Below are 22,358 nucleotides of genomic sequence, written 5' to 3' on the forward strand. Positions count from 1 at the left end.
CCGGTGGGGAGAACTCTCCGGCGGCTACGCCGCCTCTGACTTCTCCCCACCGGCCAAAACCTTCGCCGCTACACCGGCCAAAATGATTGTCGCCCTCCACCATCACGAGCGCCGTCTTGGCAAAACCGGTCAGTGCCTCAGATGTGAGCGCTTCAGCTGACCGTTTTTCGTGGAAATCTCGAACATGACGCCCCACTTTGAACAGCAGGTCCGTATGTCCCGCGCAGTGCTTCAACATCTCCTGACCAAACCAGCCAGGCTGTTTCGCGCCAAACGCATCCACGAAATAGTTCTGCCACGTGTATTCTGAGTAGAGACCCCAATGCGGGTCCTTATCGCCAAAGGGCTCGATGATGCATGCGCCATAGCTGTAAAGAGCGGCGACTGAGACGCCGAGCTCGACCAGCGAGGGTGCAGCACCGGGTGTCCCGACACACACAACCGGAATCCCGGTGAGAATCGAGAACTGGCCCAGTTCCATGAGCACGAGCGGTGCGCCAGGCTGAGCCATGGCCTTTGCGGTTATGCCGGTGACGAGCAGGACCCCAAGATTCTGCTGTATTCCAAGGGCCGCCAAAGAGTGTGCGCAATCTTCCGGGTTGCGATGGAAGGCGCCCCTGACTTCGTCCGCGAATCCCGTCATCACAGCGCTGTCCAGCTTCCGGAGCAGCGTCTTGACGAAGCGACGCGGCGACCCGTTCGGCGGAAACTCGACGGTGAGAGATTTCAGCCGGTTGACGCGAATCGGCTGCCCTGCCGGCGTGTCCACGTCGAAACTCACCGAACCGGTCCCGACGAAGTTTTCGAGCGCGGCTACGAACGAGTGCACGCCCATCGCGGAGGGTATCGAGACGAACATGCCTCTGGGGCCTGCCGTCGGAACCGAGATAGACAGGGTCGGAACGCTGTGGCCATGTAAGTCAGCCGTGTCCGCAAGATGCACCGACGCGCGCAGCAGGAGCTCCTGATATGCGAAGTCAGCCGGGTTGCGCTCCAGCGTGCTCTGAATGATGGATGTGGTAAGCGCTCTTGCCAGCTCAGCCTGTCTTTGTGTCGGAAAGAGTGCGAAAGCGTCGGAAGAGATACGGCCGTCAAAGCCGCGCTCCGGCGCGATGGTCATGCGGGCGACAGTCGAATCGTAGTCATCCCACTGTGGGACGTAGTTCAAGCAGGGGTTGGCTTGTGCCATCGAATTTTTATTCTGATAGTTATTTTCGATAACTTCGTTGGAAAGGTCTTGCTTCATGACCGGCTCCTTTCGAATTGCTCCGCATTGCGTAGATACCGACCGTGAAACGCGGCTGGCGATTTGCTCGCATTGCGTGTATTGCATCTGAAATGGCGACGGCCCGGCGCGAATGAGCGGCGGAACCGTACAGGGGGACATCGAATGGGAGGGCCACTGCCAATACTTGAATTCGGGTCGGATTGGTTATATGGCGGGTCCGCGAGCATAGAAGCTCGGGAGAGGAACTCAGTATGCGCAACATAAATACTTGGCATTTCAGCCTCCGAGGTTAATTTGGCCGAATGTCTCCCTGCCTTCTTAAAAAAGCATGAGAAAACATTGACAGCCCAGTCAACTCGTGAGACCGTACGTCTTGAGTAGGAACGTACGGTTTTTTCTCACAAGAAGAGAGGAAACTTGTCTAAGGCAAAGAGGGACGGTTGGCGCCGTCCCTCTTTGCGTTTTTGCGTCGGCTATTCCCGACACCGATATTCGAAATTTTGTGCTCGGGTTGAAAACACCGGCAAGCATGCGCGCCAGAAGTTCGCAGCGTGCAAAGCATGCAATCGGGATTCGCGGGTGAAGGGCTGTCGGTGGAACTCATGACAGCGAAGGCGCGAGAGCCTGTTGAGGCAACCGCCGGGGCGGCCTACAGGCTGTCGCCAACAACCAGACGTATGCGCCTGGTCTTGGTGGGTCGGCCGTGGCCGAGCGTAAATTGCCAACATGACTACATTCCTCAGGTTGACCGAGGCGCCCCAGCTATGGGAGTCCCTACGCGCTTCGTGGCGAGGAGCTCCCCCAGAGGGGGCACCAATACACCCGGGCCAAACTCACCGGATGCCCGTCTTGCTCAGTCGCGGTTGAAACTCGTCAACTGCCGAACTAGCACTACCTAGTAATCTGTCTGAAACTCCTTGGTGTGCACTTTCATTTAGTTCACCATGGAATCTCTTGTTTTTGGTCTTCTATCTAGCCTCCTATGAATCATGTTGAGAACATACTAGCGACCATTTTCCGTTCGTCAACAGGTTTTATACGCACTATTCCGCGAATTTGTGATTCCCCCTTGCCGGACGGGAGTTTTCAAGAATTTACTTATCGAAAATTAATTTGCACAACACTGTCACGGCACAGAAAAATCCGGCTTTCTGGTGTTCGACGCAGGCAAACGGTCTGCTTTAACCAAGGAATTCACTCTCTCGGTTAGTGGCTAAAACGTATATCGTTAAATTTGCCGAACCAGGAAAACCGCAATTAACGTTATACGCTTGTGCAGTTGGCAAGTGAATTGCGTATACCGCAAAATGAATTTTGGAATTCACTACAAAATTCCAGATGCCTGTCAGTTAATCTGTGTAGTAAGCTTATCTGCGAGATGTCGCCACTCGTCCGATGTTGCGGCCCAAAGGCCGTGGGGGACAATCACGGCGTCATTGCGCAGGGGAATAGGTACGCTACACGCGTCGCATTCGAGCACAGTAAGTTGGCGCGGCTGGCGTCGCCGCACGTCGGCATCAAGATGCTCGCGTCGCCCCGCCGCGGCGGGTAGCTTGCCGCGCCGGATGACGCGATTCCCTCGTGCAGTAGCACCGACGACCAGGTTACGCAGCCGTTGCGGCAGGATGCCAGCCACGGTCTGCATACCCAGCGCCGGAAGCCAGGCTGAGTTCAGTACGATGCCGAGCTGCTCCAGCGGTTCGACCATATCCGCGAGGTAAGCCAGATGCCGACACTCCGACCATCGACAGGGCTCAGCTCCAGTGAGCTGCGTACGGGTCACGGTGCGCGGCACGACGACGCCTTCCACCGTTAGATAAAGCATGCGTTCGGGAAACATGTCGACCACCTCCACACAGAGGCAGGTGCAAGCCAGGAATGACCGTCGATACACTTCGAAGAGACACGCGGGGCGCTTTCTGACCGGAACGTTCGTCCTACCGTCGAGGACCATTCCCGCCGGGAACCCCGTGCGTGAGTGCGCTTTTTTTCGCACTGAAGCGTAGGCAATGGGCTGAAAAAGTCAAATCATTTATGAGCGAAGCTGACACCCCTTGGTCACGACTTGCGTCAAGAGCGACGCGCGTGGCATTGACCCGCAAGGACATGACTTACAGCGGTCTGGTCGAAGCGCTGACGCGCGACGGAGTGAGAGGAGGCGAGCGCGCTATCGTGTCGAAGATTTCCCGCGGGACGCTGCGAGCAAGTCTGTTCCTGCACATCCTTGCGGTGACGAACGCGCAACTTCCTGAGCGCTGGGCCGAGGCATCGCGCCACGATGGCACATGGGAAGAGCGCGCAAGCAAGGTGTTCAAGGCGGAACTCGAAAGACAACCGTCGATTGGTCTGGAGGAAGTTGCGGGAAGACTCAGCCGGCTCGGAGCGACTGTGTCTGCTGCATCGCTTGCGGCCCAGCTGCACGCCGGCTCGCTACAGCTCAGCGTCTTCATCCAGCTCCTTCACCTGCTCAGTTCAGACTCTCTTGACCGCTTCATCGACCAGGCCGACATCGTATGCGCCGCTCGCAGCGCGGTGGAGGTCGACAACGCATGAGTCCGATTTTCCTTGCGCTTCGAAATTGTTGTACTACAGTGACTTTAAGTGCGAAATATTTCGCACTTTCTAGCTGACCTCCAAAAGCAGAACTAACACGGGCCGGCATCGAAACATCTCTTGCCTCAGGAGATATGCCGGTAAGGCACTGTCGCCTGTCCGGGAAGCATTGACCACTCGTCCCGGCGGTAGACGTCTACCAGCAACCAGGCCGAGGCCGTGCGCCCCGGGCTGCTCGCACACTACACAAATCGACTTTGAACAACTCCGTACTGGAGCTGCTCCGGCACGTCTGTTCGATTGCAACGGATGTCGCTGCCGCGTTCTCGCGGCCGCCGGCTTCGCAATCTCGACTCGCCGGTCCTCGAGGTCACAGCGCGTGGCGCCTGTGGCAATAATTGGAGCCCATCATGCCAATCTGGCAATCAGCACCGGTAGCGATAGACCCGCAGCTCACTCTGACGTCGTGGCAAATCCTCGAGACCGATTCAGGGACACGCCACTTCATTGGTGCCGACGTTCGGGACGGCACGGGACGAGTCAGCTCTGCCATCTCGCAGTTCGACGCCGCCGCATGTAAAGGCGTTACGGAGTCCGGGCGGGTCTATCAGCTCCGCGGCCCGTCCGCTCATTGCGAGGACGCCCACTATGTCTGGCAACGTTGGTGCAAGTGGAATGGTGTCGTCGAGTTCACGGACGTTACGACGCACGCTTTTGGGGAGCCACGGCAATGACATTCCCGACCGAAAGAACGCAGGCGATTCTCGAAGTACGAGACTTTCTGGAGCTCCTGTCAGGCGCCGAATCCATCGAGGTTCCCGGGCTGGTCCAGTCGGTCGCACTCGCGCTACTGAGACACTTCCCGGTGACAGACGACCTCGAGGCCAGTGCAATGCTGTTGCCGGAAATCTGGGCCGCGCCGTCTGACATCCATCGCATCAAGAGAGGTATTCCTGTAGTCAACGTATCAATGTTGGTCCGCTAACGGACCGCTACTAATGACCATGATGGAGTGGCCCATGCCGAACGCAAATGTCCTGAACTGGGCGGTCCTGCTCAATAGACGCGAGCAAGCTGTGAGGCAGGGCCACCTGATACTTCCAGACGCAATGAGCGAAGCGCTGAACGTGCCGCGCATAAGGCTGCAAAAGATGCTTCGCCGCGGCGAGCTCTTTGCCATTTACATCGAAGGTCGCCCATACATTCCCTCCTTCCTGGTTGCCGACGATTCAACGAAAGAGCGATTGTGGGAGCTATGCAAGATTCTGTATCCTGCGCCAGCAGAGGCAAGGCTTGCGTGGCTTCATACCGCGCGCGCGTCAACCTGGAACCTGAGACCCGTCGACTGCCTGCACGATGCGAACCGCTTCCGCTGCGTACGTCTCCTCGCGAAGGCTTGGGCATCAGAGTGGTCCAGAACCGTCGTCTCCGTGTACCCCGGCGAGACACTCGAAGGTAGTAAGACGAATCGCGAGCCTCTTTATCGCGCCGTCCTTGAAATAGACCCTCGTATGAATCTCTGGTCTCGTGTCATTGCTACGGTTGGGGCGAACGAGCGATGGGACGGCAGAGCTCCAGTAGGTCGCATGATGGTCTCCGTGTATCGGCTCACACCTCCGAACTCACGCCTGCTCGAAAGCGCGCTGATACTGACGCCGGCTGACACCGGGCAGTCCGTGGCGATTCAAAATCCGACCGGCGCGACCTATCTGCTGCCATTGCCCGTTCGGATGACCGCTGGCAATGTTCCTGGGCTCATTCGTCATGTGGCAGAGCATATGCGTGGAGGGGTCCGCTCAGGCGGCATGACGCTAACGGAGGCGGCAAACGTGCTCGACATAGGTCTTCAAGAAGCTCATGGGCTGGTATCTGAAAGTCGTCTCGAGCGAGTCGACTCCCATGCGAGCCATAGGCGCGGCATTCGGGTAACAGTCGGTTCTGTCAGGTCGTTGCGGCTGTCCGAAAGCATTCGTAGCCGCGCCGGAACATAATCTCGGTGTCCGGCGCCGTTGGCTCAAGGGTCGTTGTTCAGAGGGCCAACTGCCTCGACCCCGATGCGACATCTGACGCATCGGACGCGGCTGGCACCACCCTACAAGTTAAATGGAGGCGGCGATGAGCAAAGGAAACGGTGGCAGCCAAGGTGGCGCGCGCGGCAACCCGGGTGGTGCATCGAAGGGTTCGTCCGGCGGAAGCAAATCATCTGGGAGCGGCGGCAGGTCGAGCGGTGGCTCCTCCAGTGGCAACTGGCCCAGTACGACTGGAAACTCTTCAGGTGGTGGGCGCGGCAATGCTGCACCTCGCGGGCGTCGCTGACCCGCCGCTAGCTGCAGGTGGCACCGCCATGATGTCGCCGCCGAGTCTGCGCCGCCGCAAGCCGGCAAAGTAAGAATTAGGTCGCGTTTATTCTTGGCGCCGAAAACAAGTGTCGCCACGTCGATTTTGAGATTTCCGACGCGTGGGTGAACCCCAACGCATCGCATTTGGGGCGACGCAGTATGCCATTCGTGATGTGGACCGGCCGTTATAAGCATTGGCGGGCGGCATGAGCGACGGGGCCTTGGTGGGCACCGCAAGTGCGTTACACGATTGCCCGATTGTGGGGATGCGACATCGTGTTTTGAAGCAGGGGGGTAGCAATGCCGGAATCCCGGCTAACGCGTGACAATAGGACGACGGTCCCGGCACGTATACGGAAGGCGCTGGGCCTAAAGACAGGCACGGCCCTGCGGTGGCACGTAATGCCGGACGGCACCATCCTCATACGAGCGAAAACACGGTCTATTCGTGAACTGGCCGGGGTTCTCCACAAACCGGACACGTATGTAGACATCAAGGACATGAGCTTCGGAAATGACGAGGACGTTTGAAACACGTTCACTCGGTTTCAAACACCTATCTTGCGCATGACCGCGATACGTCTCTTGGCGAAGCGCCCAGCCCATTACCTCGTCAGGGCGAGGTAAAAAAATCCCGCAGGCAGAGCCGTGCGGGTCATGAACGAGTGCAGTGCTCCTTACTCAACCTGAGCAGTTCCACGCTATGTCACGGCGAACCGATAGGGAAGGTATGGGAACCAAGGTTCATCGGGCGTCTCCAAGGAGTCATATCCTGCGTTCAGGAGTGTCCATACGGATTATCGAGACCGTTGATTCTCGGCGCGCTCGTCCAGTTCACCTGGGGTGTGTCCGACAAGTTTGAACCGAGCGGTTGAAGCGCAATCCAGGTTTCGACTAGCTTGCCATTTTCCCTGCGATACAACTGATGGCCAGCGCGACTGCGAGCCTCTCCCGAGTCTGGGTCGGTCCACTTAAATGCGAAGCGGAACCATGCGCGGTCGCCGACGAATGAATGGTCATACACAACAGCACGAATTCCCGGGCGTTGCCGATGGACCGCCGCGATTTCCTCGGCGTAGGCATCTCGGGTCACAGTCCGGTCGCTGGTGGGGCGAATGAATATGTTCTGAAGCCTGGGGACTTCAACGACCTTGTCATCGCGGTTCGAAACGTGTCGATGGCGTGGCCGTGAGAAGGCCACAGAGTAATTTGGAACACGACCGGAAGTAGGTCACGGCGCCTCTCCTGGAGCATCATTTCTTCCATCGACCCAATGCTGCTGCACGCGCTTCATAACCCAGGCCACTTCAGCCTGAGAGAAGCCCCATTCTCCGGCGTCGACCTTCAATCGCACGCCTTTCTCGGCACGGGCCAACGCCACGTCGGGTGACAGCCCGGCCGTAGCAATCTTTCGTGACACGTATTCGTAGAGTTGGTTAGCAAGGTCCTCGCACGTGTCATAGCGTTCCCATAACTCCTCATCGGTAGGGCCGCTCACATAACGGCCGTTGACTTCCCGGACAAGAAGCTTCGGTTGAACGCCAGTCACAGAGCCAAGGTCTGGCTCTCTAGGAAAGTCGTCAGGCACGTGTCGGTCTGCCATTCCGTCCTCCATCGCTATTGCGCACGCCACTCTTGATGGTACGCCGCATTTCACGGCCTGCTGGAATCAGCAGCTTTTGCGCTCGCGAGGCTCGGCGGATGTCGGGCCGGATGTTGCGCCCCGTTAGCCGAGATGCCCCGTGCCGTAATGCTGTACATATACAAGTATCCGGGAGGTATTTTGTAACGAACCCCGATTCCCCGATTTGCCAACGCCATCGCTCGACGAGCTCCGCGCGCTGTGGGCTGCGCATCGCTCGGGCTGCGGCCAGGACACAAGCTTCCGGCGCCCGATTCTTGAAATCGTCAGGCTTCGCCAGCTACTGTATGAACTGGATGCGTTGTATGGCGCCGTTCAGTCCGCGTGGAAGGAGGAAACCCGTTCTCAGCTGATTGCGCTTGAGAAAATGCGGGTGCTCTTTAACGACGAGCGGTCGCGCCACGGCGGACACTCCAGCGAGCCGCCAGCGGCGCCACCGGGTTCATGGCGGCGCTACCCGTGATTGGCGACTTCAACCGGAGTGTTCCCATGCCTTCAGATATAGACGGATTCATGTCGATTGCCGATGCAGCGACGGTGCTCTTTGTCTCCCGGCCGCATGTGCGAAAGCTGCTCGAGAGTGGGGCGCTCGAGCTGCATCATGAGACGAAGGACGGCCAGTTCGTGGTGGCCGCATCTGTGCATTCCTACAAGACCGCGCGGCAGGCTGCGATAGATGCTTACAACGCACTGTCGGCTGACGAGTAGTTATGTCGCTACGAAGTCGAAGCAACTGACGATTGGTCGAGCGAGCGGCGCCAAATCTTCGCGGACGCCTCAAGTCGCCGGAAAGGGCCGTCGACGATGATGATGTCGACGGCGAGTCCGGTGAGGCAAGCCCTTCGTCTCCGCGTTAAGAGCTCGCGAAAGTTACTGGATTTCGTGCTTAGCCAGCAGCCTGTCGAAGAAGTCGGCCACGCGCTGCTGCGCCAACGGACCGACTTTCCAGCTCTCGATGTCCACATCGAGGAATTCATGGCCGCCGAACCGATACACCTCATAGCCCATCAATCGTAGCCGCCTGTCCTCCGCTGCCATCTCGGCATAGAGCCGAGGACTCGCGACGTAGCGTTCCTGTCCGCCCGACTCTTTCACTGCGTAGTGGTGGCTGCCATCGATTTCGATGACGATGCGCACGCCTCGCTCCAGCATCAACAGAAAATCCATGCGCTGCCGGACCAGAAACTTCTCATCGCCCCGCGCGCGCCGCGTATATGGGTCGTAATGCAGGTAGACCTGAGGAATAAGAGCAGGAAGTCTGTCGCCCAGCGCTTTGCTGAAGCGGTCGTAGTAGCCGTGAAAAATGGCGAACTCGCCGGGTGACTTTGCGCCCAGCACCGATTCGCGAAGGCGTGTGTATAACATCTTCGCGCCCTGAACGCCCTCTACGCCTTGGATTATTGCGTACCAGTCGCGCAAGTCGCTCCACAGCAACATCCCCGAGTTGGGGAGTGGCTGGTCGTACACGAGAACCTTGTCGGCATGCTTCGTGATTTCGACATCGTTGTTCAGTGCGTCGCGAAAAACCAGTTCGGGTTTCTCACCCGTCGACGCAAAAATCAGATTCTTCATCGTGCCGGCAACGCCAGCGTGAGTGCGAACGACACTGAAAATCGGGTATTGGGACTCGACAGAAGTCTGCTTCAGCGTGAAGCCGTCTCGCTTCAACGCGTCGCTGATAGCGGTTGCCAATTCAGCTTGCTCGTCATCCCGACGAGTCATCGGATGCACGAGTTTCTCGAGTAAGGCGAAGAATCGGACCTGACTGCATGTCAACGCACCGCATTCGATGAGCATCTCCTCGTGCGACCAATCCGGGTTACGCACGTAGTGCTGCAGTACCTGGGCACCGACGCTGGCGTTGTCCACCCACATCGACTCACCCGCGCGCAAGAACTCGGCGGTGAATACCTCCTCCAGACTCGCGATGACAGGGAGGTCGCCAAACAGCAAATCAACCCGGTTAAGGACTTTGAGGACATCGCGGCGCACAAGCTGGCTAACGCGATGCTGACCATGCTGCGTCATTTCAGCAAGAGCGTCGGCGAGGGCGTCGCTCGAGTATTCGTCGAGCACCTTGCGGGCAAGTTCGATAAGCGCTTCCCTGTTGTAGTCGGCGATGCGCGAACTGATGTACAGCCTTTTGCTGCTGTGCGCCTCTGCCGCGTCGTCCGGGCCAACGGAAGACTGAATCCCCATCCGCTTGCACGCTTGGGGAAGACTATGCGCTTTGACGTTGTACAGAACGTCCGTAATCAGTTGCCTGAACGTATCGAGGGGGACTACTTGGACCTTGACGCCTGAACTCACCATAAACGATGCCTCCATGACTCGCGCTTCAGAACGCCTTGGCAGTCTACGCGTAAGGCGTAGATGGACTCGCCGGAACTGGGCACGCGCGGCCACTGGTGAGCAGGTGCGGGTGCTGGAAATGCGAAGAAAAAAGCGCGAAAGTAGCGTCATTCTTTCGCCACTTTCACGCTTTCCGGTGCGGGAAACAGCCGAAAAATCGGCTTGGAATTAGAAATTTTTACGTCAGCAAATCAGAGGGTTACATGGCAAAACGGGCCGCGCTGGCGTAGAAGCGTATACGGCGAAAACGTTTCTAATTCCAATTACCACCCCACCTATCCAAACCGCCCCCCTCACTCCACCGTAACCGACTTCGCCAGATTCCTGGGCTTGTCGACATCCGTCCCTCGAGCACAAGCCGTGTGATAGGCCAGCAACTGCAGCGGCACGACGTGAAGAATCGGCGACAGCGCCCCATAATGCTCCGGCATGCGGATCACATGAATCCCGTCCTGACTGACAATCCGCGTATCCGCATCCGCGAATACATACAGCTCTCCCCCACGCGCCCGCACTTCCTGCATGTTCGACTTGAGCTTCTCCAGCAGCGCATCATTCGGCGCCACGGTCACCACCGGCATCGCTTCGGTCACCAGCGCGAGCGGTCCATGCTTGAGCTCACCCGCCGGATACGCCTCGGCGTGGATATACGAAATCTCCTTGAGCTTCAACGCACCTTCGAGCGCAATCGGATAATGCAGTCCGCGCCCGAGGAACAACGCATTCTCCTTGCGCGCAAAGTCCTCCGACCACGCGATGATCTGCGGCTCCAGCGCCAACACGCTGTTCAGCGCCGCCGGCAAATGGCGCAGCTGCGCAAAATACGCCGCTTCCTGCTTCGCATCGACACGACCGCGCATCTTCGCCAGCGTCACCGCCAGCACGAACAGCGCGACGAGCTGCGTCGTGAACGCCTTCGTCGATGCCACGCCGATCTCCGTGCCCGCATGCGTCAGGAACGCAAGCTCGGTCTGGCGCACCATCGCGCTCGTCGCCACGTTGCACACGGCGAGCGTGTGCTTGTGACCGAGCGACTGCGCATGCTTGAGCGCCGCGAGCGTATCGGCGGTTTCGCCCGACTGCGAAATCACCACGACCAGCGCCTTCGGATTCGGCACCGACTCGCGATAGCGATACTCACTGGCAATCTCGACCTGCGTCGGAATCCTGGCGATCGATTCGAGCCAGTACTTCGCCGTCAGGCCCGCGTAACTGCTCGTGCCGCACGCAAGAATGAGAATGCTGTCGATGCCCGCGAACACTTCTTGCGCGCCTTCGCCGAACAGCGCCGGATCGAAGTGATCGGCTTGCGGAATCGTGTCGGTGATCGCGCGCGGCTGCTCGAAGATTTCCTTCTGCATGAAATGCCGGTACGGCCCGAGTTCCACCGCGCCGCCATACGCCGTCACCGTGCGGACTTCACGCGCCGCCGGCAGGCCTTCGCGATCGACGATCTTCACGCCATCCAGTCCGATCTCGACCACATCGCCCTCTTCGAGGAACGCGAAGCGGTCCGTGCTGCCCGCGAGCGCCAGCGCATCGGAAGCAAGAAAGTTCTCGCCCTGCCCCACGCCGACCACGAGCGGCGAGCCCTGGCGCGCGCCCACGACCGTATGCGGCTGATCCTTGTGAATCACGGCGATCGCATACGCGCCGTGCAGCATCTTCACCGCCTCGCGCACGGTCTGGAACAGGTCGCCGTGATACATGCTGTGGATCAGATGCGCGATGACTTCGGTGTCGGTCTGCGAGACGAACTCGTAGCCCTTGCCCTTGAGCATCTCGCGCAGCGTCTCGTAGTTCTCGATGATGCCGTTGTGCACCAGCGCGACCGTATCGCGCGAAAAGATCGGATGGGCGTTGTCCGTGATGGGCGCGCCATGCGTGGCCCAGCGCGTGTGCGCGATGCCGGTCATGCCGGCGAGATTCGAGTCGCGCACCTGGGCATCGAGGTCGGACACGCGCGCGACGCTGCGGGCGCGGCGCGGTTCGCCATGGCTCAGCACGGCCACGCCGCACGAGTCGTAGCCGCGATATTCGAGGCGGCGCAGCCCTTCGACCAGCACCGGGACGATGTTACGTTGCGCTACCGCGCCGACAATTCCGCACATGGGCGTTCATCCTTTGAAACCAGTATCTGAAAGCGCGGCCCACCGGGCCGCGCGCGTCTGACTGCGTCAAACCAACAGCCTTACGACTTGTTCTTGTTCTTGACCGGACGCACGTAGCCCGTCTTGCTCACTTGCGTTTTCTCGTTGAGCACGAGTTCGTTCTCGCCGATGTCCTTCCACACCGTCGTGCCCGCGGCGATCGTCACGCCGCTGCCCACGCGCACCGGCGCGACCAACTGGGTATCGGAGCCGACGAACACGTCGTCGCCGATCACCGTGCGATGCTTGTTCGCGCCGTCGTAGTTGCAGGTGATCGTGCCCGCGCCGATGTTCACGCGCGCGCCGATGTCGGCATCGCCGATATAGGTCAGGTGGTTCGCCTTCGAGCCGCGCCCGAGCACCGCGTTCTTCACTTCGACGAAGTTGCCGACGTGCGCTTCATCCGCCAGCTGTGCGCCCGGACGCAGCCGTGCATACGGCCCGAGTACCACGTTCGCGCCGGCCGTCGCGCCTTCGATATGCGTATACGCATCCACCCGCGTCCCGGCGCCGATATCGGCATCGCGGAGCACGCAGTTCGGGCCGATCGTCACGTTGTCGCCGAGCGTCACGCGCCCTTCGAACACGCAATTCACGTCGATGGACACATCCGCGCCGCATTCGAGCGTGCCGCGCACGTCGATGCGCGCCGGGTCGAGCAGCGTCACGCCCGCATCGAGCAGCGCGTGCGCGACGTTGCGCTGATGAATCCGTTCGAGTTCGGCCAGCTGGACCTTGCTGTTCACGCCGAGCGTTTCCCATTCGGCGTCGGGCTGGGCGGTGACGACCTCCACGCCCGATTCGATCGCGCGTTCGACGACATCGGTCAGATAGAACTCGCCTTGCGCGTTGTCGTTCCTGAGCGATGCGAGCCAGCCTTCGAGCGCGCGCGTCGGCGTCACGACGATGCCCGTGTTGATTTCCGCGATACGGCGTTCTTCTTCGGACGCATCCTTCTGCTCGACGATCTTGCGGACCGAGCCGGCCGCATTGCGCACGATGCGTCCATAGCCGGTCGGATCGCCGACGTCCACGGTCAACACGCCATATCGGTTCTCGCCCGCCGCATCGATCAGGCGTTCGAGTGTGCTGGCGCGCGTGAGCGGCACATCGCCGTAGAGCACGAGCGTGGCCACCGAGGGATCGAGCAGCGGAAGCGCTTGCTGCACGGCGTGTCCGGTGCCGAGCTGCCGTTCCTGCAGCGCGAACTGCACGTCCGGCGCGCCGACAGCCTCACGAACCTGGTCCGCGCCATGTCCGACGACGACCACGAGGCGCGTCGGCGAAAGCGTGCGCGCCGTGTCGATGACATGGGAGAGCAGCGGCTTGCCCGCCAGTGAATGAAGTACCTTCGGCAGGGCGGAGCGCATGCGCTTGCCCATGCCGGCAGCCAGAATCACGATGTTCATGCCGGGAAGCCTTGCTGGGTGTGACGAGCCGCCAATATAGCATCCGGCTCCTTGATGCAATGCGGCGAAAGCCACGCCGCATCCTGCTCCGACAACGGTTACAGGTCGTCGAACTGCACAATTGAAATGGTGCCCGCCGACGTTGACGGTTCGCTTGCGCACGGTTCTTCGTCGAACGCGATATCGCCCTGCGGATCCGCTTCGCCCGTCGCGCGCAATCCGGCGAACGGAAACAGCGCGCCGTCCATCAGATGCGACGGCACGACATTCGACAGCGCGTTGAACATGTTCTCGACCCGCCCCGGGAAACGCTTGTCCCATTCACGGATCAGCGCTTTCATCTCGGCGCGCTTCAGGTTCGGCTGGCTTCCGCACAGGTTGCACGGAATGATCGGAAATTCGCGCAACTCCGCGTATTTCTCCAGATCGGTTTCCTTCACGTAAGCAAGCGGACGGATCACGATGTTCTTGCCGTCGTCCGATTGCAGCTTGGGCGGCATGCCCTTCAGCTTGCCGCCGTAGAACATGTTGAGCAGCAGCGTCTGCAGGATGTCGTCGCGATGATGGCCCAGCGCGATCTTGGTCGCGCCGAGTTCGCCCGCCACTCGGTACAGGATGCCGCGCCGCAGCCGCGAGCACAGCGAGCACGTGGTCTTGCCCTCGGGCACCAGGCGCTTGACGATGCTGTACGTATCCTGATTCTCGATGTGAAACGGAATGTCCAGCTTCGCCAGGTATTCGGGCAGCACGTGTTCCGGAAAGCCGGGCTGCTTCTGGTCGAGATTGACGGCGACGAGCTCGAAGTTGATCGGCGCGCGCTCGCGCAGGCGCATCAGGACGTCGAGCATCGCGTAACTGTCCTTGCCGCCGGACAGGCAGACCATGACCTTGTCGCCTTCCTCGATCATGTTGAAGTCGCCGATCGCCTCGCCGACCTGCCGCACGATGCGCTTGTACAGCTTGTTGTTCTCGTACGCTTCCTTTTGCTGGCGCTTCGTCAGCGCCTCGCGGACCGGTTTGACCTCGTCCGGGGTGTCGAGCGTGTCGCGCGCGTTCATGCCTGTTCCTCCTTGATGCGGAAGACTTCGACGCCGACCGCGTCGCAATCGGGATAGACGTCGGGCTTTTCCGTCGATACGGCCACCGCGCGCACGTCCGGATGCGCCAGCAAGGCGGCGGCGACGTCGTCGCACAGCGTTTCCTGCAGATGGATATGGCCGCGCTTCACGCGTTCCGCGATGGTCGAGCGCATGAAGTCGTAATCGACGACTTCGGCCAGCTTGTCCGCGACGGGCGTCGACAGCGCGAGCGGCACGTACAGCTCGACATTGATCACGACGCGTTGCTCACCGCGCTTCTCGAAGTCATGCACACCGATGTTGATGCGCACTTCGTAGTTGCGCAGAAAAAGCCGCCGGCAATCGGTCAGCCGGGGGTGCGAAAGTGCGGCAAGCATGGTCTCATCCAAAAGTTGGGCGCGTCAGTGATTCTGCGCGCCGATCATGTACATCACGTCGCGCGGGCTCGGCACGAGGTGCTGGCCGCCATCGACGACCAGCGTCGTGCCGGTCACGCCGTGCGCATTCGCGAGATAGCACGCGGCCTGCGCGACATCCTCCACCGTCGACGCGCGATTCAGCGGCGTCACGCGATGCGCCGCCGCGAACGTCGCAGGCGTCTGCCCGGCGGAGATCATCGTCAAACCCGGTGCCAGGCCCACCACGCGCAGCTTCGGCCCGAGCGCCTGGGCCAGCGCCACCGTGGCGTTGTCGAGCGCGGCCTTCGTCAGCGTGTACGACAGGTAATCCGGGTTCATGTTGTAAAGCTTCTGGTCGAGCACGTTGATGACCACGCCGCGCAGTTCGTCGCGATCAGACGCGGCGTCCGGCAGGATCTCGTGCAGCATGCGCGCGAGCAGCAGTGGCGCGGCGACGTTGATCGCGGTCATCTCCAGCAGCTTCGCGTAGTGGAAATCGCCGGCGGTGTCCTCGTCGAAACGCGATGCGCAGTTCACCACGCACTGCAGGCCGCCTAACGCCTCGACGCACGCCGGCACCAGCCGCGCGACTTCGGCTTCGACGCCGAGATCCGCTTTCAGCGCCACCGCGCGCCGCCCGAGCGCCTCGATGAGCGCCACGGTTTCGCGCGCTTCGTGCTCCGAGCCGCCGTAATGCACCGCCACGTCCCAGCCCTGCCGCGCGAACTCCAGTGCGATGCCGCGTCCTACCCGTTTCGCCGCGCCGGTCACGAGCACGGCGCGGGAACGTTGGGCGGCGCCGGAAGACGGCGCGTTAGCGGAAGAAAACGGCGTGGAGGCGCTCATTTACAATGCGGGGATGAACTCGAATGCTCGACAATCCGATAGTTTACCTGCTCCGGGCGCCGACGCGCTCGCGCAATCCGAAGCGCTGACCGGGCTGATCCGCGAACGCATCGCCGCTGCGGGCGGCTGGCTGCCGTTCGACCGCTATATGGATCTGGTCTTGTACGCTCCCGGCCTGGGCTATTACAGCGGCGGCGCCATGAAATTCGGCCGCCGCGGGGAAGACGGCAGCGACTTCGTCACCGCGCCCGAGTTGTCCCCGCTGTTCGCGACGACGCTCGCCCGTCCCGTGGCGCAGGCGTTGCAGCAGAGCGGCACGCGGCAGCTGATGGAGTTCGGCGCCGGCACCGGCAAGCTCGCCGCCGGCCTGATGAGCGCCCTCGCCCAACTCGACGTGCCCTTCGACAGCTACGCGATCGTCGATCTTTCCGGCGAATTGCGCGCGCGCCAGCGTGAAACCATCGAACGGGACGCGCCCGCGCTCGCCGCGAAGGTGCAATGGCTCGATTCGCTGCCGGACAGCTTCGAAGGTGTGGTGATCGGCAACGAGGTGCTGGACGCGATGCCCGTGCGCCTCGTCGCGCGCAAGCTCGGCGCGTGGCACGAGCGCGGCGTGGTGCTGCTGGACGACCGCCTGGCCTTCGACGACCGGCCGATCACGCCCGACGCGCAAGTCGAACTGATCGATGCCGCCATCGACGACGCCAACGACGAACCCTTCGCCGAATACGTGACGGAAACGCACGAAGCGGCGCTGGGCTTCACGAAGACCGTCTGCACGATGCTCGTGCGCGGCGCGGCGTTTTTCATCGACTATGGATTTCCGCGCCGCGAGTTCTATCACGCGCAGCGCGCGGGCGGCACGCTGATGTGTCACTACCGGCATCGCGCGCATCCGGATCCGTTTCTCTATCCGGGCTTGCAGGACATCACCGCGCACGTGGAATTCACGGGCATCGCGGAAGCCGGGGTCGAGACCGGCGCGGATCTGCTCGGCTTCACCTCGCAGGCCCGCTTCCTGTTGAACGCGGGCGTCACCGACGTGCTCGGCGAACTGGATCCGTCCGATGTGCGGCGTTTCCTGCCGGCCGCCAATGCCGTGCAGAAACTGCTCTCCGAGGCCGAGATGGGCGAGCTGTTCAAGGTGATCGCGTTTTCGCGCGGCATCTCCGGCACGCTCGACGCCTTCGCCACCGGCGACCGAACTCACACCCTGTGATTTTTATCCATCATGATCCGCTGGCTGCTGACCACCTTCATCGCGCTCGCGATCCTCTCCGGCTCGATGCCCTGGCTCAGGAAGTTCGGCATCGGGCGGCTGCCGGGTGATTTCACGCTGCGGTTGTTCGGCCGGGAATACTCGTTTCCCTTCATGTCGACGCTGCTGCTTTCCCTTTTGCTCTCACTGATCGCGCGCGCACTCTGAGGTCGGACGATCAGACGCCCAGCGCGTCCTTCACGGCGGCGACCCGTGCGTCGTGTACCGCATCCTTGATCTTCGACGGCTGGGCCGCGTGCTGTTGCGCGACGGCGCCGGCATCGACGGAACGGGCCGCAACGAGCGCCTCGCGCAGCCGCTCCGCCTGCGGATACGGTTGCCGGTCGAGTCCCAGCCGGCCGCGCGCGTCGGCCACGCACGCCTGCAAGGCCTCGGCGAAACGCGCCGGCTTGCGCAGCGCATCGGCGCGTTCGAACAGCCGCACCAGCGCGGCCGCGCCCATCTCCATCACGCGATGGATGTTGCCGTGCTCACGCGCGACCAGCACCGCCAGGTCGCGGCATTCGTTGGGCACGCGCAGGCGTTCGCACAAGGGCCGCAGCAGATCCACGCTGCGGCCCTCGTGACCGAGATGGCGCGGCAGGATGTCTTCCGGCGTGGTCGCCTTGCCGAGATCGTGCGTCAGCGCCGCGAAACGCACCGGCAGCGCGAAGCCTTGCGACGCGGCGTAGTCGAGCACCATCATCACGTGCACGCCGGTGTCCACTTCCGGGTGATAGTCGGCGCGCTGCGGCACGCCCCACAGCGCATCGACTTCGGGCAGGATGCGCGCCAGCGCGCCGCAGCCGCGCAGCACCTCGAACATGCGTGACGGCTTCTTCTCCATCAGCCCGCGCGACACTTCCTGCCACACGCGCTCGGGCACGAGCGCATCGACTTCGCCGGCCGCGACCATCTTTTGCATCAGCGCGGCGGTCTCGGGCGCGATGTTGAAATCGGCAAAGCGCGCGGCGAAACGCCCGACGCGCAGAATCCGCACCGGATCCTCGATGAACGCCTCGCCCACGTGCCGGAACAGCTTGTTCGCGAGATCGGCCCGGCCGTCGAAGGGATCGATGACGGGACCCGTCAGCTCGCCCGCCGGCGTGACTTCGCGGGCCATGGCGTTGATCGTGAGATCGCGCCGCGCGAGATCTTCCTCGAGCGTCACGTCCGGCGAATAGTAGAACTGGAAGCCGTGATAGCCTGCGGCCGTCTTGCGTTCGGTCCGCGCGAGCGCGTATTCCTCGTGCGTCTCGGGATGCAGGAACACCGGAAAATCCCGCCCGACCGGCCGATACCCCTGCGCGACCATCTGTTCGGGCGTCGCGCCCACCACGACGTAATCGCGATCCACCACCGGCACGCCGAGCAGTTCATCGCGGATCGCGCCGCCGACCGCATAGATGTTCATCGCGCCGCCTCGCGCGCGCCGTCGATCCACGCGGCCACTGCCGACAATGCCGTGACGCGCCGCGCGTAGTCCAGCGAGATCTGGCTCAGCTTGGGCGCATAGGAGTTGAAGCGCATGACGACGGGCGCGTACATCGCGTCCGCAATGCCGAACTCGCCGAACAGGAACGGTCCGCCCGACGCCGCGAGGCACTCGGCCCAGATGGCTTCGATGCGCGCGATGTTCGCGAGCGCACCCGGCGTCGCGCCCGTGCCCGGCGCGTGGACCGAGAGGTCCATCGGCATGTTCTGGCGCAGGTCCGCGAAACCCGCGTGCATCTCGGCGCTGATGCTTCGCGCGCGTGCCCGGGCGGCGGCATCGCGCGGCCACATCGCGTGCTGCGGGTGCAGTTCGGCAATCGTCTCGGCAATCGCCAGCGATTCCCACACGGCAGCGCCCGTATCGGTGATGAGGCATGGCACCTGGCCATTCGGCGAAAGCGCCAGAATCTGCGCCTTCGTGTCGGGCTGGTTCAGGCGGATCAGCGTCTCCTCGAACGGGATGCCGAAATGCGTGAGCAGCACCCACGGACGCATCGACCAGGAAGAATTGAGCTTGTCACCGATAACGAGTTTCATGCGATCAGAGTAGGAGTTCAGCGGTGCGCGGTGGCGCGGAAGGCGTCGAAGCGCGAGCGCGATGCATTGCCGGTCAGGTACAGCGGCGCGATGGCCTCGATGCTCGCCGGTTCGTCGATGCCGAGTTCAGGCGCAAGCGGCCCGCTCGCGATGTTCGGCGTTTTCATCGAGTCGAGATTGTCGCGCGAAATGAGCGGCTCGCCGGGCGCCATTTCCATGGTCATCGCCTGCAGACGGCCAAGGCTCTCCGGCAGCTTGATGATGCGCGCATGCTTGCCGATGGTCGCGCCCGCGAAGCGCACCAGTTCCGCCAGCGTATAGACGCCGGGACCCGCGAGTTCATAGACCTGATGGCCGGCGGCGTCGAGATCGAGCACGTTGACCATGGCCTTCGCCACGTCGCCGACGAAGACCGGCTGGAACTGCGCGTCGGCGCATGCGAGCGGAATCACCGGAAACATGCGTTCGAGGAACGCGAACTGATTGAGCAGATTGTCTTCAGGGCCGAATACGACCGAACTGCGGAACACGGTCCAGTCGAGTCCGGACTCGCGCACGATCTTTTCGCCCTCGCCCTTCGAGCGCAGATACATGCTCGGGCCGTCGACATCGGCGCCGAGCGCGCTCATGTGCAGCAGCCGCCTCACGCCCTTCGCCGCGCACGCCGCCGCGATCTTGCGCGGCAACTCGACATGCGCCTTCGCGAACTCCGGCCCATACGGATCGCCGCGCCGGCCCTGCAGCACGCCGACGAGATTGATCACCGCATCGCACTGTTCGATTAAGGCGGCCTGCGGCAGGGGCTCGTGTCCCTCGGTTGCGAGCCCGTCGATGGGCAGCAGCGTCCGATGTGCGGCACTGGCGCGACGGCGCGTGGCCACGCGCACGTTCTTGCCGAGATCGACGAGTGCATTGACGAGATGGCTGCCGATGAATCCCGATCCGCCGATCAACGCTATGTGTTGGTGTCGCATGGCTCGCCTCTTGGGTCGTGGCTGGACGGACGTGTCTTGAAAACCGCCTTGAAAATCTGAAGCAGGAAAGACAACGCCCGCGAATCCTTTCCAGGACACGCGGGCGTGAGTTTCGCTTGGGGACGCCGTCAGGGAGCGATGTAGCCCAGACGCGCCTTCAAGGACTGCGGACGGCCTTCGAACAGCGCGGCATAGTAGACGGTGTTCGACAGCACGTTCTTCACGTAATCGCGAGTCTCGGTGAACGGGATGGTTTCAGCAAAAACCGCGCCCTCCACGGGCGCCCGCAAGTCCTGCCGCCACTGCCGCGGCCTGCCCGGCCCGGCGTTGTAGCCGGCGGTGGCGAGCACAGGCGAGTTGTCGAATTGATTGTAGATCATCGACAGGTAATTCGTGCCGAGCAGGATGTTGGTGTTGATCTCGTTCATCTGCGCGCGCGAGACCGGACCCATGCCGATCTTCTTCGCGACGAGCTGCGCCGTGCCCGGCATCAGCTGCATCAGGCCGCCCGCGCCCACTTCCGAACGCGCGTTGATGATGAAGCGCGATTCCTGGCGGATCAGCCCGTACGCCCACTCGACGTCCAGGCCGGTGTTCTGCGCGTCACGCTCGACGATATCCCGGTACGGCGACAGGAAGCGCAGCGAGAAGTCGTGCTCGGCCTTGGTCTTGTCGGCGGTGTTGACGGTGCGGTCGAGCAGTTCGATGCGCTTCGCATACTGCGCGGCGGCGAGCAACTGGCGGTCCGTCATCGTGCGCAGCGGCCAGTTCCATTCGCGATTGCCTTCGAGCCGCATGTTCAGCGCATAGAACCGTTGCGCCAGCGCGAAGCCCGGCACCGACTGCATCTGCGCGATTTCCTCGTCCGTCACGGTGGTGCGCGGCGGCACGGTGATCTTCTGTCCCAGTTCTTCCAGCGCGAGCTGGCCATAGAAGTTGAACTGGTCCGCGATGCTCTGGAATTCCTGATTCGCCGTGGCCGTGTCGCCGGCCTGCTTGACGGCGCGTGCATGCCAGTAAACCCACGACGGCTGGCTGCGCAAGCCGGGCGGCATCTGCTCGATGGACCAGCGCACCATGTTCCAGTCGCCGGCGAGCAAGGCGCTGCGAGTACGCCACTCATACGCCGGGTTCGACAACTGCGCATTGGCCGAGAGCCGGTACCAGTCCGCTGCCGACGGCATGCGCTTGACCGCCGCCTGATAGCCGATCGTGCCCCAGCCGATGGCGCGCTCGGTCGGCGTCAGGCTCGGCGCGACGGAACTGAACGTGGCCGCGGCCATGGCCGGATCGTTGCGGGCCATGCGCGTGATGGCGAGCAACGTGAGCTGATGCGCCGGGGTGTTGGGCATCACGCCACGCGCGAGATAAATGGGCGGCTTGCTGACGGCGTCGTCGAGCAGCGAGTCCTTGGGCTTTTCCTGACCCAGCGTCTCGACGATGTTGCCGCCGGTGTTGGTGTAGTTCTGCTCGTAGGCGAGACGGATCTGCTGCCAGATGTCATCGCTCGTGAACTGGCCCGACTCGGCCAGCGCGCCGATCAGGTCGACACAGCCGTCGCCGTACCATTTCGGATCGACAAGCAACGCGCGCGCGGCATCCGCGACGTTTTCACCGCGCGACAGGCGCGCCTCCAGCGCGTAGCACTTGACCTGCGTGTCGTCGTTGAGCACGAAGCGCGCGTATTGCTGCTCGAAGTTCTTCCAGTCGTGACGGCTGCCGAGCACCACCAGGTAGTCGTTGCGCATGCGGTCTGCAATGGCCTGGCCGTCATAGCGCTGCAGGAACGACAGCACGGGCGCATCCGGCGCGTCGATGCGCGCGTGACCCTGCGAATCGAACAATTGCGGCTTGAGCGTGAAGTATTCGAGATAGCTCGGCGCCGGATAGGACGGAATCTGCGCGGCGAGCGCAGCGGCTTTGCCGGCGTCGTTTGCGCGGGCGGCGTCGCGCAACTGCAGGAAGATGCGGTCGTCGGAACCGGGGGTGAAATCGGCGTCGGGAGGGACAGCGGAGGCCGTGCCGCAGGCAACGAGGGAAAGCGCGGCAAGGGCGGCGCAGACCGCGGGATATACTCGGTTGAGGCGTTTTGACATCTT

General features: G+C 62.0%; 19 protein-coding genes and 1 pseudogene. 7 read left to right on the forward strand and 13 right to left on the reverse strand.

All coding sequences use genetic code 11. The features are described from left to right. Together QCE69_RS14185 and QCE69_RS14190 are read right to left on the reverse strand one after the other, a co-directional pair. Window positions 1-1,246: pseudogene (locus QCE69_RS14185) on the reverse strand (hypothetical protein); the annotation flags it as partial. Between the two features lie 1,327 nt (window positions 1,247-2,573). After that, window positions 2,574-3,068, reverse strand: a complete 495-nt coding sequence (locus QCE69_RS14190) for a hypothetical protein (RefSeq protein WP_309931244.1) — start codon at window positions 3,066-3,068, stop codon at window positions 2,574-2,576. A gap of 194 nt (window positions 3,069-3,262) precedes the next feature. On the opposite strand from QCE69_RS14190, the gene QCE69_RS14195 reads away from it, so the two are divergent. The 4 genes from QCE69_RS14195 to QCE69_RS39535 all read left to right on the forward strand — a co-directional run bounded on the left by QCE69_RS14195 (window position 3,263) and on the right by QCE69_RS39535 (window position 6,651). Next, window positions 3,263-3,781, forward strand: coding sequence for a DUF6471 domain-containing protein (locus tag QCE69_RS14195; RefSeq protein ID WP_309931654.1), 519 nt, complete (start codon window positions 3,263-3,265; stop codon window positions 3,779-3,781). 730 nt (window positions 3,782-4,511) lie between these two features. Continuing rightward, a complete protein-coding gene (locus tag QCE69_RS14200; RefSeq protein WP_309931245.1) occupies window positions 4,512-4,766 on the forward strand; it encodes a BPSL0761 family protein in 255 nt (84 codons plus the stop codon). A 34-nt stretch (window positions 4,767-4,800) separates the two neighbouring features. Further along, on the forward strand, window positions 4,801-5,772 hold the full coding sequence (locus QCE69_RS14205; RefSeq protein WP_309931247.1) for a hypothetical protein: 972 nt from the start codon (window positions 4,801-4,803) through the stop codon (window positions 5,770-5,772). A 648-nt stretch (window positions 5,773-6,420) separates the two neighbouring features. Next, entirely contained in the window at window positions 6,421-6,651 is a 231-nt protein-coding gene (locus QCE69_RS39535; protein ID WP_409021186.1) for an AbrB/MazE/SpoVT family DNA-binding domain-containing protein, read from the forward strand. Between the two features lie 700 nt (window positions 6,652-7,351). Here QCE69_RS39535 and QCE69_RS14210 read toward each other — a convergent pair. Further along, window positions 7,352-7,723 (reverse strand): hypothetical protein, encoded by a 372-nt coding sequence (locus QCE69_RS14210; RefSeq protein WP_309931249.1) that lies wholly within the window; start codon window positions 7,721-7,723, stop codon window positions 7,352-7,354. Between the two features lie 528 nt (window positions 7,724-8,251). Here QCE69_RS14210 and QCE69_RS14215 point away from each other — a divergent pair. Then, window positions 8,252-8,470, forward strand: coding sequence for a hypothetical protein (locus QCE69_RS14215; protein WP_309931251.1), 219 nt, complete (start codon window positions 8,252-8,254; stop codon window positions 8,468-8,470). Between the two features lie 162 nt (window positions 8,471-8,632). Here QCE69_RS14215 and QCE69_RS14220 read toward each other — a convergent pair whose 3' ends face one another. The 6 genes from QCE69_RS14220 to QCE69_RS14245 all read right to left on the reverse strand — a co-directional run bounded on the left by QCE69_RS14220 (window position 8,633) and on the right by QCE69_RS14245 (window position 15,996). After that, entirely contained in the window at window positions 8,633-10,090 is a 1,458-nt protein-coding gene (locus QCE69_RS14220) for a hypothetical protein (protein WP_309931252.1), read from the reverse strand. A gap of 317 nt (window positions 10,091-10,407) precedes the next feature. Continuing rightward, complete coding sequence (glmS, locus tag QCE69_RS14225) at window positions 10,408-12,225, reverse strand: glutamine--fructose-6-phosphate transaminase (isomerizing) (RefSeq protein ID WP_309931254.1); 1,818 nt, start codon at window positions 12,223-12,225, stop codon at window positions 10,408-10,410. Between the two features lie 80 nt (window positions 12,226-12,305). Next, on the reverse strand, window positions 12,306-13,673 hold the full coding sequence (gene glmU / locus QCE69_RS14230; protein ID WP_309931257.1) for a bifunctional UDP-N-acetylglucosamine diphosphorylase/glucosamine-1-phosphate N-acetyltransferase GlmU: 1,368 nt from the start codon (window positions 13,671-13,673) through the stop codon (window positions 12,306-12,308). A gap of 98 nt (window positions 13,674-13,771) precedes the next feature. Continuing rightward, on the reverse strand, window positions 13,772-14,731 hold the full coding sequence (gene ttcA, locus QCE69_RS14235) for a tRNA 2-thiocytidine(32) synthetase TtcA (RefSeq protein WP_309931259.1): 960 nt from the start codon (window positions 14,729-14,731) through the stop codon (window positions 13,772-13,774). Then, complete coding sequence (locus QCE69_RS14240) at window positions 14,728-15,129, reverse strand: dihydroneopterin aldolase (RefSeq protein WP_309810591.1); 402 nt, start codon at window positions 15,127-15,129, stop codon at window positions 14,728-14,730. Before QCE69_RS14240 ends, ttcA begins: the two co-directional genes overlap by 4 nt. Before the next feature lie 24 nt (window positions 15,130-15,153). Then, window positions 15,154-15,996 carry an SDR family oxidoreductase gene (locus QCE69_RS14245; RefSeq protein WP_309931261.1) on the reverse strand — a complete coding sequence of 281 codons (843 nt, stop codon included), beginning with the start codon at window positions 15,994-15,996 and terminating at the stop codon, window positions 15,154-15,156. Between the two features lie 13 nt (window positions 15,997-16,009). Between QCE69_RS14245 and QCE69_RS14250 the strand changes: the two genes are divergently transcribed. Both QCE69_RS14250 and QCE69_RS14255 read left to right on the forward strand, forming a co-directional pair. Next, window positions 16,010-17,215, forward strand: a complete 1,206-nt coding sequence (locus tag QCE69_RS14250) for a class I SAM-dependent methyltransferase (RefSeq protein WP_309931263.1) — start codon at window positions 16,010-16,012, stop codon at window positions 17,213-17,215. A 12-nt stretch (window positions 17,216-17,227) separates the two neighbouring features. Beyond that, entirely contained in the window at window positions 17,228-17,422 is a 195-nt protein-coding gene (locus tag QCE69_RS14255; protein ID WP_309810593.1) for a DUF2905 domain-containing protein, read from the forward strand. Between the two features lie 10 nt (window positions 17,423-17,432). On the opposite strand, the gene QCE69_RS14260 is transcribed toward QCE69_RS14255, so the two are convergent. From QCE69_RS14260 to QCE69_RS14275, 4 genes are all read right to left on the reverse strand, one after another. Beyond that, the gene (locus tag QCE69_RS14260; RefSeq protein WP_309919024.1) at window positions 17,433-18,668 is read right to left on the reverse strand and encodes a multifunctional CCA addition/repair protein; all 1,236 of its coding nucleotides are present in this window, start codon (window positions 18,666-18,668) and stop codon (window positions 17,433-17,435) included. Further along, complete coding sequence (locus QCE69_RS14265) at window positions 18,665-19,285, reverse strand: glutathione S-transferase family protein (protein ID WP_309931264.1); 621 nt, start codon at window positions 19,283-19,285, stop codon at window positions 18,665-18,667. The genes QCE69_RS14260 and QCE69_RS14265 overlap by 4 nt, the downstream gene beginning before the upstream one ends. A gap of 17 nt (window positions 19,286-19,302) precedes the next feature. Continuing rightward, window positions 19,303-20,259: a complex I NDUFA9 subunit family protein gene (locus QCE69_RS14270; RefSeq protein ID WP_309931266.1), complete on the reverse strand. Its 957-nt coding sequence runs from the start codon at window positions 20,257-20,259 to the stop codon at window positions 19,303-19,305. 128 nt (window positions 20,260-20,387) lie between these two features. After that, entirely contained in the window at window positions 20,388-22,355 is a 1,968-nt protein-coding gene (locus tag QCE69_RS14275) for a transglycosylase SLT domain-containing protein (protein ID WP_309931267.1), read from the reverse strand. Window positions 22,356-22,358 lie beyond the last annotated feature (3 nt).

Origin of the sequence: Caballeronia sp. LZ032, from assembly GCF_031451315.1 — a bacterium.
Taxonomy (GTDB): Bacteria; Pseudomonadota; Gammaproteobacteria; order Burkholderiales; family Burkholderiaceae; genus Caballeronia.

Bases quoted from the DNA above. Each gene is read 5' to 3' on its own strand.
- QCE69_RS14190 (WP_309931244.1), bottom strand. From the start codon at position 3,068: ATGTTTCCCGAACGCATGCTTTATCTAACGGTGGAAGGCGTCGTCGTG.
- QCE69_RS14195 (WP_309931654.1), top strand. From the start codon at position 3,263: ATGAGCGAAGCTGACACCCCTTGGTCACGACTTGCGTCAAGAGCGACG.
- QCE69_RS14200 (WP_309931245.1), top strand. From the start codon at position 4,512: ATGACATTCCCGACCGAAAGAACGCAGGCGATTCTCGAAGTACGAGAC.
- QCE69_RS14205 (WP_309931247.1), top strand. From the start codon at position 4,801: ATGCCGAACGCAAATGTCCTGAACTGGGCGGTCCTGCTCAATAGACGC.
- QCE69_RS39535 (WP_409021186.1), top strand. From the start codon at position 6,421: ATGCCGGAATCCCGGCTAACGCGTGACAATAGGACGACGGTCCCGGCA.
- QCE69_RS14210 (WP_309931249.1), bottom strand. From the start codon at position 7,723: ATGGCAGACCGACACGTGCCTGACGACTTTCCTAGAGAGCCAGACCTT.
- QCE69_RS14215 (WP_309931251.1), top strand. From the start codon at position 8,252: ATGCCTTCAGATATAGACGGATTCATGTCGATTGCCGATGCAGCGACG.
- QCE69_RS14220 (WP_309931252.1), bottom strand. From the start codon at position 10,090: ATGGAGGCATCGTTTATGGTGAGTTCAGGCGTCAAGGTCCAAGTAGTC.
- glmS (WP_309931254.1), bottom strand. From the start codon at position 12,225: ATGTGCGGAATTGTCGGCGCGGTAGCGCAACGTAACATCGTCCCGGTG.
- glmU (WP_309931257.1), bottom strand. From the start codon at position 13,673: ATGAACATCGTGATTCTGGCTGCCGGCATGGGCAAGCGCATGCGCTCC.
- ttcA (WP_309931259.1), bottom strand. From the start codon at position 14,731: ATGAACGCGCGCGACACGCTCGACACCCCGGACGAGGTCAAACCGGTC.
- QCE69_RS14240 (WP_309810591.1), bottom strand. From the start codon at position 15,129: ATGCTTGCCGCACTTTCGCACCCCCGGCTGACCGATTGCCGGCGGCTT.
- QCE69_RS14245 (WP_309931261.1), bottom strand. From the start codon at position 15,996: ATGAGCGCCTCCACGCCGTTTTCTTCCGCTAACGCGCCGTCTTCCGGC.
- QCE69_RS14250 (WP_309931263.1), top strand. From the start codon at position 16,010: ATGAACTCGAATGCTCGACAATCCGATAGTTTACCTGCTCCGGGCGCC.
- QCE69_RS14255 (WP_309810593.1), top strand. From the start codon at position 17,228: ATGATCCGCTGGCTGCTGACCACCTTCATCGCGCTCGCGATCCTCTCC.
- QCE69_RS14260 (WP_309919024.1), bottom strand. From the start codon at position 18,668: ATGAACATCTATGCGGTCGGCGGCGCGATCCGCGATGAACTGCTCGGC.
- QCE69_RS14265 (WP_309931264.1), bottom strand. From the start codon at position 19,285: ATGAAACTCGTTATCGGTGACAAGCTCAATTCTTCCTGGTCGATGCGT.
- QCE69_RS14270 (WP_309931266.1), bottom strand. From the start codon at position 20,259: ATGCGACACCAACACATAGCGTTGATCGGCGGATCGGGATTCATCGGC.
- QCE69_RS14275 (WP_309931267.1), bottom strand. From the start codon at position 22,355: ATGTCAAAACGCCTCAACCGAGTATATCCCGCGGTCTGCGCCGCCCTT.